The organism is Streptomyces sp. NPDC089915 (assembly GCF_040684675.1).
Taxonomy (GTDB): domain Bacteria; phylum Actinomycetota; class Actinomycetes; order Streptomycetales; family Streptomycetaceae; genus Streptomyces.
Window position 1 is genome coordinate 34740 of the sequence record NZ_JBFBGN010000050.1, and the last position, 9974, is coordinate 44713.

Genomic DNA, 9974 nt, shown 5'->3' on the forward strand with positions numbered 1-9974 from the left:
CGACGCCCAGGGGGGCACATGAGGCAACGCGCGAGAACGATCCTCGCGGCAAGCGCACTCGTCATCGGAACCACACTGGCCGCACTGCCCGCCGCGGCCCAGGCTCGGCCCGCGCCCGGCGGCGCCCCCGGCGCCGACGAGGTACGGGTCTACGACGCGGACATCACCCGCGAGCAGGTCCCGCTCGTCCTCGCCGCCGGCCAGGACGCCCACGAGCTCACCGAGCGGGCGCCCGAGACCGGGACCGCGAAGGTCGAGCTCTTCCTCACCGGGGACCAGGCCAAGGGGCTCGCCGCCCAGGGGGTCAAGCTCGCCGAGCGCAAGGTGTCCGCCCAGGGGCTGGCCCGCACCGAGGCCGCCGGGGACGGGGTCTTCCGCCCCTACAGCGGCAAGGGCGGCCTCCAGGAGGAGATCCTGCGGACCGCGCAGCAGAACCCCGGCCTCACCAAGGTCGTCTCCATCGGCAAGACCGTCCAGGGCAAGGACATCCTCGCCCTCAAGGTCACCAAGGACGCCGGGAAGACCCGGGACGGCGACAAGCCCTCCGTGCTCTACATGTCCAACCAGCACGCCCGTGAGTGGATCACCCCCGAGATGACCCGGCGGCTGATGCACCACACCCTCGACAACTACGGCAAGGACGCCCGGATCACCAAGCTGGTGGACTCCACCGAGCTGTGGTTCCTGCTCTCCGCCAACCCCGACGGGTACGACTACACCTTCACCTCGGACAGCGCCCGGCTCTGGCGCAAGAACCTCCGAGACAACAACGGGGACGGCAAGATCACCGCGGTGGACGGGGTCGACCTCAACCGCAACTTCGCCTACAAGTGGGGCTACGACGACGAGGGTTCCTCGCCGAGCCCCTCCAGCGAGACCTACCGCGGCCCCAAGGCGCAGTCCGAGCCCGAGACCGTCGCCCTCGACTCCTTCGAGAAGCGGATCGGCTTCCGGTACGCCATCAACTACCACTCCGCCTCCGAACTGCTGCTGTACGGAGTCGGCTGGCAGGTCGCGACCCCGACCCCGGACGACGTGGCCTACAAGGCGCTCGCCGGCACCCCGGAGCACCCGGCCGTCCCCGGCTACTACCCGCAGATCTCCTCCGAGCTGTACACGACCAACGGCGAGGCCGACGGCCACGCGGCCAACGCCAACGGCGTCATGATGTTCACGCCGGAGATGACCACCTGCCAGACGGCCTCGGCGATCGACCCGAACGACCGCTGGAGGCCCGAGGACTGCGCCTCCGGGTTCAACTTCCCGGACGACGAGAAGCTGATCCAGCAGGAGTTCGCCAAGAACGTGCCCTTCGCGCTGTCCGTCGGGGAGAGCGCCGCGCACCCGGACCGGCCCGCCTCCTCCGTCGGGATGAGCGCCGCCGACTTCACCCTCGACCCCTTCACCACCTCCTACGCGGCACGCGGCGAGGACCAGACGGTCTCCGTCACCGCCCGCAAGGGGCTGAAGGACAAGCTGCTCAACTTCCGGATCAACGGCGGCCGTACGCACGACGACGAGCTCAAGGCCTGGAAGGGCGGCGACGTCTACGGCGGCGAGGACAACAACTGGTTCGACGAGTACCGGGCCAAGGTGGACGGCGCCAGGCCCGGTGACAAGGTCGAGGTCTGGTTCACCGGCCGCGACGGGGGCAGGCAGGTCTCCAGCGAGCACTTCACGTACACCGTGGCCGAGCGCCCGCGCGCGGACGTCCTGGTGATCGCGGAGGAGGGCGCGAAGGCGCAGTACGCCCAGAGCTACGTCGACGCGCTGCGGGCCAACGGGAAGTCCGCCGCCGTCTGGGACGTGGCCGTCCAGGGCGCCCCGCACCACCTCGGCGTGCTCTCCCACTTCCGCACCGCCGTCCACTACACCGGCGCCGGCGCCCCCGGCGGCCCCACCCAGCTCGCCGTCCGCGACTTCCTCAACGAGGGCGGCAAGCTCGTCGAGGCCGGTGAACTGGCGGGCGGCCGGGCCCGGGTCGGCCGCGCCCTGACCGACGACTTCAGCCAGTACTACCTCGGCGCCTACGCCCGGACCACGGTCAAGGCCCCCACCGGCTTCACCGGCGCGGGCACCCTCGCGGGGGCGGCCGGAGCGCTCGGCGGCGCGGCGGGCACCCCGGGCAACCCGCTCGACTCCCCGGGAGCCTTCAGCATCACCTCCGACACCCTGCCGCCGGCGCGGTTCCCGCAGTTCAAGAGCGCCCAGGCGGGCCAGTACGCCGGAGTCGTGAACCCGTACGCCCCCTACGCGGGGACCGGGATGGCCTCCGCCGTCCACGAGGACGACGACTGGAAGCGCCTGACCCGCACCGTCGACCTCACCAAGGTCACCGCCGCCGACCAGCCGAAGCTCAAGCTGGCCCTCAACTGGAACACCGAGGAGGGCTACGACCACGCCGTCCTGGAGGCCCGTACGGCCGGCGCGGAGGACTGGACCACACTCCCGGACGTGAACGGCTCGAGCTCGGCCACCGTCCCGGCGGAGTGCGGGGCGGGGTTCCTGATCAACGACCACCCGTTCCTGCGCCACTACCTGACCCTCGACGGCGGCGGCTGCTCACCCAGCGGTACCAGCGGGGCCTGGAACAGCTTCACCGGCTCCTCGGACGGCTGGAAGCAGGTCTCCTTCGACCTGAGCCCCTACGCCGGGAAGACCGTCGAGGTCTCCCTGTCGTACATCACCGACCCGGGTTCGGGCGGCCGCGGCGTCTTCGCGGACGAGGCGCGGGTCTCCGTGGGCGGCTCCGACCAGGCCGTCGAGGGCTTCGAGACCTCCCTCGGGGCCTGGACCGCGCAGGGAGCCCCGGCCGGAAGTCCCGATGTTCCGGGAGATTGGTCCAGGACCGGAGAGCTGTTCAAGTCCTTCGCGGCCGTCACTACGCGTGACACGGTCCTGTTCGGTTTCGGGCTGGAGCACCTGCCGGCCGCGACCGACCGCGCCCTACTGCTCGGTAAGGCACTTCGCGCACTGAACGGCTGATCAGCGACCCTTCCGGCACTCACGTTGAGTGACCGGGACCAAAGTCCCCGGGGTCCCTTGCCACGGCAGTGGTCCAGGGCTCCGGGGCGTGTCAGGCTCCGGCCGATTCCACTCCGAAGCTCACGGAGAGGTAGGGTCGTAAGCGGTCGGGGACATCCCATACAGCTCGCCGGCGGGACAGGCCGGCGCACCAACGAGGAGATCGGTTCGTGACGATCCGCGTAGGCATCAATGGTTTTGGCCGCATTGGCCGCAACTACTTCCGGGCGCTTCTCGAGCAGGGGGCCGACATCGAAGTCGTCGGTGTCAACGACCTGACGGACAACGCCACCCTGGTGCACCTGCTCAAGTACGACAGCATCCTGGGCCGTCTCAAGGCCGAGGTCTCCCACACCGATGACACCATCACGGTGGGCGACATGACCTTCAAGACGTTCGCCGAGCGCGACCCCGCGAACCTCCCCTGGGGCGAGCTGGGCGCCGACATCGTCATCGAGTCGACCGGCATCTTCACGAAGAAGGCCGACGCCGCCAAGCACCTCGCGGCCGGCGCGAAGAAGGTCCTCATCTCGGCCCCGGCCAAGGACGAGGACATCACCATCGTGATGGGCGTCAACCAGGACAAGTACGACGCGGCCAACCACCACGTCATCTCCAACGCCTCCTGCACCACCAACTGCGTGGCGCCGATGGCCAAGGTCCTCGACGAGAACTTCGGCATCGTCAAGGGCATGATGACGACGGTCCACGCGTACACGAACGACCAGCGCATCCTGGACTTCCCGCACTCGGACCTGCGCCGCGCCCGCGCCGCCGCCGAGAACATCATCCCGACCTCCACCGGTGCCGCCAAGGCCACCGCGCTGGTCCTCCCGCAGCTCAAGGGCAAGCTCGACGGCATCGCCATGCGCGTCCCGGTCCCGACCGGCTCGGTCACCGACCTCGTCCTGGAGCTCTCCCGCGAGACCACCAAGGAAGAGATCAACGCCGCCTTCCAGAAGGCCGCCGAGGGCCAGCTCAAGGGCATCCTCGACTACACCGAGGACGCGATCGTCTCCTCCGACATCGTGAACTGGCCGGCTTCGTGCACCTTCGACTCCTCGCTGACCATGGTGCAGGACGGTACGCAGGTCAAGGTCGTCGGCTGGTACGACAACGAGTGGGGCTACTCCAACCGCCTCGTCGACCTCACCGTCTTCGTCGGCGGTCAGCTCTAAGAACGTAGGGCAAGGCAACACCATGTGAGCACAGGGTCCGCTCGGCGCGATGAGGCGCCGTACGGGCCCTGTCGCTTGCCCCGTCCCATCCGCCCTGCACCGGTAACAGCCCTGTATGGGGACAAGGAGTAGAAACACATGAAGACGATCGACGAACTTCTCGCGGACGGCGTCGCCGGCAAGCGGGTCTTCGTACGCGCCGATCTCAACGTGCCGCTCAAGGAAGGCGTGATCACCGACGACGGCCGCATCCGCGCCGTCCAGCCCACCATCGCCAAGCTCGCCGAGGCGGGCGCCCGCGTGGTCGTCGCCTCGCACCTGGGCCGCCCCAAGGGCACCGGCACCGAGCCCGAGTTCTCCCTCGCCCCGGCCGCCGAGCGGCTCGGCGAGCTGCTCGGCACGGACGTCGCCTTCGCCACCGACACCGTCGGCTCCTCCGCCAAGGAGACCGTCGCGGCCCTCGCCGACGGCCGGGTCGCCGTCATCGAGAACCTGCGCTTCAACGCCGGCGAGACCTCCAAGGACGAGGCCGAGCGCGTGGCCTTCGCCCGCGAGCTCGCCGAGCTGGCCGACCTCTACGTCGGCGACGGCTTCGGCGCCGTCCACCGCAAGCACGCCTCGGTCTTCGACCTGCCCGCGCTGCTCCCGCACGCGGCCGGCTACCTCATCGCCACCGAGGTCGGCGTGCTGAAGAAGCTGACCGCCGAGGTCAAGCGCCCCTACGTCGTCGTCCTCGGCGGCGCCAAGGTCTCCGACAAGCTCGCCGTCATCGACGAGCTCCTCGGCAAGGCCGACCGCATCCTCATCGGCGGCGGCATGGCCTACACCTTCCTCTACGCCAAGGGCTACGAGGTCGGCATCTCCCTGCTCCAGAAGGACCAGGTGGACAAGGTCAAGGAGTACATGGAGCGCGCCGAGAAGAACGGCGTCGACCTCGTCCTCCCCGTCGACATCCTCGCCTCCGCCGAGTTCCCCGACATCAAGGGCGGGACCCCGGCCGTCTTCGAGACCGTCGACGCCGACAAGATCCCCGCGGACAAGGAGGGCCTGGACATCGGCCCCCGCACCCGCGAGCTGTACGCCTCGAAGATCGCCGACGCCGAGACCGTCTTCTGGAACGGCCCGGTCGGCGTCTTCGAGCACCCCGATTACGCGAACGGCACCCGCGCGATCGCACAGGCCCTCGTCGACAGCGAGGCCTTCACCGTGGTCGGCGGCGGCGACAGCGCCGCGGCCGTCCGGATCCTGGGCTTCGACGAGAACGCCTTCGGTCACATTTCCACCGGTGGTGGCGCCAGCCTCGAATACCTCGAGGGCAAGACGCTCCCCGGCCTCGCCGCCCTGGAGGGCTGAACCACAATGACGTCTGTCGAAAACGGCCGCACCCCGCTCATGGCGGGCAACTGGAAGATGAACCTCAACCACCTCGAGGCCATCGCCCACGTCCAGAAGCTCGCCTTCGCGCTCGCCGACAAGGACTACGACGCGGTCGACGTCGCGGTGCTCCCGCCCTTCACCGACCTGCGCTCGGTCCAGACCCTGGTCGACGGCGACAAGCTGAAGATCAAGTACGGCGCCCAGGACATCTCGGCGCAGGACTCCGGCGCCTACACCGGCGAGATCTCCGGCCCGATGCTGTCGAAGCTGAAGTGCTCCTTCGTGGCCGTCGGCCACAGCGAGCGCCGCCAGTACCACGGTGAGAGCGACGAGCTCTGCAACGCCAAGGTCAAGGCCGCCTTCAAGAACGGGATCACCCCGATCCTCTGCGTCGGCGAGGGCCTCGACGTCCGCAAGGCCGGCGGCCAGGTCGCGCACACCCTCGCCCAGGTCGACGGCGGCCTCAAGGACGTCCCGGCCGAGCAGGCCGAGACCATCGTGATCGCGTACGAGCCCGTCTGGGCGATCGGCACCGGCGAGGTCGCCACCCCCGAGGACGCCCAGGAGGTCTGCGGGGCGATCCGCGGCCGGCTCGCCGAGCTGTACTCCCAGGAGCTGGCCGACAAGGTCCGCATCCAGTACGGCGGCTCCGTGAAGTCCGGCAACATCGCCGCGATCATGGCCCAGCCCGACGTCGACGGCGCCCTGATCGGCGGCGCGGCGCTGGACGTGGACGAGTTCGTCAAGATCGTCCGCTTCCGCGACCAGTGAGTATGCGGTAGGGCCGATCCGTCGTACCCTTGCGGGGGCCGGGGGCTGCCGGCGCAGCCGTCGGCCCCCGCTTCCTCCCCGCAGCAGACGCAAGCCCAGAAAGTAGGAATCAGCCGTGGTTATGGGGTTCTCGATCGCCCTGGTCGTCTTCAGCGCTCTGCTGATGCTGCTCGTGCTGATGCACAAGGGCAAGGGCGGCGGCCTTTCCGACATGTTCGGCGGCGGCATGCAGTCCTCCGTCGGCGGCTCCTCCGTGGCGGAGCGCAACCTGGACCGCATCACGGTCGTCGTCGGCCTCCTGTGGTTCGCCTGCATCGTGGCGCTCGGCCTGCTGATGAAGTCGAACGGCAGCTGACGGTTCCGGCCATTTCGCCCGGCCCGCTCGGTCTTTACGTAAACTGAGGCGCCCACAGCGGGTATACCCTCACGCTGGGCGGCACCATCACGCAGGGAGTTACGACCGTGGCAAGTGGCAACGCGATTCGTGGAAGTCGGGTCGGAGCCGGGCCGATGGGCGAGGCCGAGCGCGGTGAGTCCGCGCCCCGTCTGCGCATCTCCTTCTGGTGCTCGAACGGGCACGAGACGCAGCCCAGCTTCGCCAGCGACGCGCAGGTCCCCGACACCTGGGACTGCCCGCGCTGCGGATTCCCGGCCGGCCAGGACCGGGACAACCCGCCCGCACCGCCGCGCACCGAGCCGTACAAGACGCACCTCGCGTACGTACGGGAGCGCCGCACCGACGCCGACGGCGAGGCGATCCTCGCCGAGGCCCTCGCCAAGCTCCGCGGCGAGATCTGACACGGCTTCGGCCGGGGCCACGCTCAAGAGTGACTGGGGGCCCGGCCCGTGGGAGTACGAATCCCGCGGGCCGGGCCCCTTTGTGTGCGTTGTCCCCCTTCGGATCCCTTAGGTTGGAGGCGGCGGGGCACAACAGGACGGAAGAAGTGGGTTGATGTCCGAGATGAACGCGGAAAGCCGTACGAGGCTGAACCGGCTGCCCGAGTGGAACGCGCTCGGAAAGCACCGGGAAGCGCTGGGGCAGACGCATCTGCGGGAGCTGTTCGAGACGGACCCGGGCCGGGGCACCGGGTACACCCTGCGGGTCGGCGACCTGCACATCGACTACTCGAAGCACCTCGTCACCGACGAGACCCTCACGCTGCTGCGCGAGCTGGCCGCGGCGACCGGCGTGACGGAGCTGCGGGACGCCATGTTCCGCGGCGAGAAGATCAACGTGACGGAGGACCGCGCGGTCCTGCACACCGCGCTGCGCGCCCCCGCGGACGCGGTCGTCGAGGTGGACGGCGAGAACGTGGTCCCCGCCGTCCACGAGGTCCTCGACAAGATGGCGGCCTTCTCCGGCCAGGTCCGGTCGGGGGAGTGGACCGGCTTCACCGGCAAGCGCATCCGCAACGTCGTCAACATCGGCATCGGCGGCTCCGACCTCGGCCCGGCGATGGCGTACGAGGCCCTGCGCGCCTTCACCGACCGCTCGCTGACGGTGCGGTTCGTGTCCAACGTGGACGGCGCCGACCTGCACGAGGCCGTACGGGACCTGGACCCGGCCGAGACGCTGTTCATCATCGCCTCCAAGACCTTCACCACCATCGAGACCATCACCAACGCCACCTCGGCGCGCGAGTGGCTGCTGGCGGGTCTGGGCGGCGACCAGGCCGCCGTGGCACGGCACTTCGTGGCCCTGTCCACCAACGCCGAGAAGGTCACCGACTTCGGCATCGACCCGGCCAACATGTTCGGCTTCTGGGACTGGGTCGGCGGCCGCTACTCCTTCGACTCGGCCATCGGGCTCTCCCTGATGATCGCGATCGGCGCGGACGCCTTCCGCGAGCTGCTCGGCGGCTTCCACACCGTGGACGAGCACTTCCGCACCGCGGCGCCCGAGGACAACGCCCCGCTGCTGCTCGGCCTGTTGGGCGTCTGGTACGGAGCCTTCTTCGACGCGCAGTCGCACGCGGTGCTCCCGTACAGCCACTACCTCTCCCGTTTCACGGCCTACCTGCAGCAGCTGGACATGGAGTCCAACGGCAAGTCCGTGGACCGCGACGGCAATCCGGTGGACTGGCAGACCGGTCCGGTGGTGTGGGGCACGCCCGGCACCAACGGGCAGCACGCGTACTACCAGTTGATCCACCAGGGCACCCGGGTGATCCCGGCGGACTTCATCGGCTTCGCCCGCCCGGTGGCGGAGCTCGAGCCGGCGCTGGAGGCCCAGCACGACCTGCTGATGGCGAACTTCTTCGCCCAGACCCAGGCGCTGGCCTTCGGCAAGACGGCCGAGGAGGTCCGCGCGGAGGGCGTCGCCGAGGCGCTCGTCCCGCACAAGACCTTCCAGGGCAACCACCCGACGACGACGATCCTCGCGGGTGACCTGACCCCGTCGGTGCTGGGCCAGCTCATCGCCCTCTACGAGCACAAGGTGTTCGTCCAGGGCGCCGTGTGGAACATCGACTCCTTCGACCAGTGGGGCGTCGAGCTCGGCAAGGTCCTCGCCAAGCGGCTGGAGCCGGCGCTGACCGAGGGCTCGCACGTGGAGGAGCTGGACCCGTCGACGCGGGCGCTGGTGGCCGCGTACCGGGAGCTGCGCGGGCGGTAGGAACGGCTGAGCGCCCCGTACCGGTCGGACGGCCGGTACGGGGCGCTCCGTGCTCCACGGCTCAGGAGGAGGCCGGCGGGTACAGCCCCGAGGGGAGCTTGGCCGCGGCGGCCCGGTCCAGCAGCCACAGGGTGCGGCTGCGGCCGTAGGCCTCGGCCGCCGGGGCCTGGACCCCGCCCGCCCCGCCGAGGGCGATGGCCACCGCGCCCGCCTTGTCCTCGCCGGCCGCCAGCAGCCACACCTCGCGGGCCGCGCGGATCGCCGGGAGGGTGAGGGAGACGCGGGTCGGCGGGGGCTTGGGGGCGCCGTGGACGCCGACGACGGTGCGCTCGGTCTCGCGGGCCGCCGGGTGCTCGGGGAACAGGGACGCCACGTGGGTGTCCGGGCCGACGCCCAGCATCAGCACGTCGAACCGCGGCACCGGGCCGTGGTCCTCGGGCGTGGCCGCCCGCGCCAGCTCGGCGGCGTACGCGGCCGCGGCGGCGTCCACGTCGGCCCCGTGCGGGCCGTCGGAGGCGGGCATGGCGTGCACGCGCGCCGGGTCCACCGGGACGGCGTCCAGGAGGGCCTCACGGGCCTGTACGTGGTTGCGCTCGGGGTCGTCGGCGGGGACGTAGCGCTCGTCGCCCCACCACAGGTCGATGCGGGACCAGTCGATCGCGTCCCGGGCCGGAGCCGCCGCGAGGGCCGCGAGGAGGCCGTTGCCGTTGCGGCCGCCGGTCAGTACGACGGAGGCGCTGCCGCGGGCGGCCTGCGCGTCCACGATCTTCGTGATGAGCCGGGCGGCTGCGGCCTGGGCCATCAGCTCCTTGTCCCGGTGGACGACCACCTGGGGAGTCGTCATGCCCATGTGCTGCCGCCTTCTTGGTAGTTCTGATGATGGTCACCCGGGGCTCCGCCCCGGACCCCGCGCCGTGCGCTCCGCGCCCGGTGCGCTCAAACGCCGCGCGGGCTGGAATTTCGCTGCGCGAAATCCAGCCCCGCCGGCGATTGAGGCGCGGGGGTCGGAC

The 9974-nt window shown here is 70.4% G+C and carries 8 protein-coding genes; 7 read left to right on the forward strand and 1 reads right to left on the reverse strand.

What is annotated here, in order from left to right:
- Nucleotides 1-18 precede the first annotated feature (18 nt).
- The 7 genes from AB0O29_RS17395 (at nt 19) to pgi (ending at nt 8964) form a co-directional block, all read left to right on the forward strand.
- Nucleotides 19-2985 carry a M14 family zinc carboxypeptidase gene (locus AB0O29_RS17395; RefSeq protein ID WP_365152501.1) on the forward strand — a complete coding sequence of 989 codons (2967 nt, stop codon included), beginning with the start codon at nt 19-21 and terminating at the stop codon, nt 2983-2985.
- Nucleotides 2986-3194: 209 nt separating this feature from the next.
- On the forward strand, nt 3195-4202 hold the full coding sequence (gene gap, locus AB0O29_RS17400) for a type I glyceraldehyde-3-phosphate dehydrogenase (RefSeq protein WP_365152503.1): 1008 nt from the start codon (nt 3195-3197) through the stop codon (nt 4200-4202).
- Nucleotides 4203-4340: 138 nt separating this feature from the next.
- Entirely contained in the window at nt 4341-5555 is a 1215-nt protein-coding gene (locus AB0O29_RS17405; RefSeq protein ID WP_365152505.1) for a phosphoglycerate kinase, read from the forward strand.
- A 6-nt stretch (nt 5556-5561) separates the two neighbouring features.
- Entirely contained in the window at nt 5562-6350 is a 789-nt protein-coding gene (gene tpiA / locus AB0O29_RS17410) for a triose-phosphate isomerase (RefSeq protein ID WP_365152507.1), read from the forward strand.
- Between the two features lie 121 nt (nt 6351-6471).
- Nucleotides 6472-6705, forward strand: coding sequence for a preprotein translocase subunit SecG (gene secG, locus AB0O29_RS17415; protein WP_365152514.1), 234 nt, complete (start codon nt 6472-6474; stop codon nt 6703-6705).
- A 107-nt stretch (nt 6706-6812) separates the two neighbouring features.
- A complete protein-coding gene (locus tag AB0O29_RS17420) occupies nt 6813-7148 on the forward strand; it encodes an RNA polymerase-binding protein RbpA (RefSeq protein WP_007263454.1) in 336 nt (111 codons plus the stop codon).
- Nucleotides 7149-7311: 163 nt separating this feature from the next.
- Complete coding sequence (pgi, locus tag AB0O29_RS17425) at nt 7312-8964, forward strand: glucose-6-phosphate isomerase (RefSeq protein ID WP_365152516.1); 1653 nt, start codon at nt 7312-7314, stop codon at nt 8962-8964.
- 61 nt (nt 8965-9025) lie between these two features.
- On the opposite strand, the gene pgl is transcribed toward pgi, so the two are convergent.
- Nucleotides 9026-9808: a 6-phosphogluconolactonase gene (gene pgl, locus AB0O29_RS17430; protein ID WP_344154471.1), complete on the reverse strand. Its 783-nt coding sequence runs from the start codon at nt 9806-9808 to the stop codon at nt 9026-9028.
- Between the last annotated feature and the right edge of the window lie 166 nt (nt 9809-9974).

Coding starts and splice junctions, on each gene's coding strand:
- pgi (WP_365152516.1), top strand. CDS start 7,312: ATGAACGCGGAAAGCCGTACGAGGCTGAACCGGCTGCCCGAGTGGAAC.
- tpiA (WP_365152507.1), top strand. CDS start 5,562: ATGACGTCTGTCGAAAACGGCCGCACCCCGCTCATGGCGGGCAACTGG.
- pgl (WP_344154471.1), bottom strand. CDS start 9,808: ATGACGACTCCCCAGGTGGTCGTCCACCGGGACAAGGAGCTGATGGCC.
- AB0O29_RS17405 (WP_365152505.1), top strand. CDS start 4,341: ATGAAGACGATCGACGAACTTCTCGCGGACGGCGTCGCCGGCAAGCGG.
- secG (WP_365152514.1), top strand. CDS start 6,472: ATGGGGTTCTCGATCGCCCTGGTCGTCTTCAGCGCTCTGCTGATGCTG.
- AB0O29_RS17395 (WP_365152501.1), top strand. CDS start 19: ATGAGGCAACGCGCGAGAACGATCCTCGCGGCAAGCGCACTCGTCATC.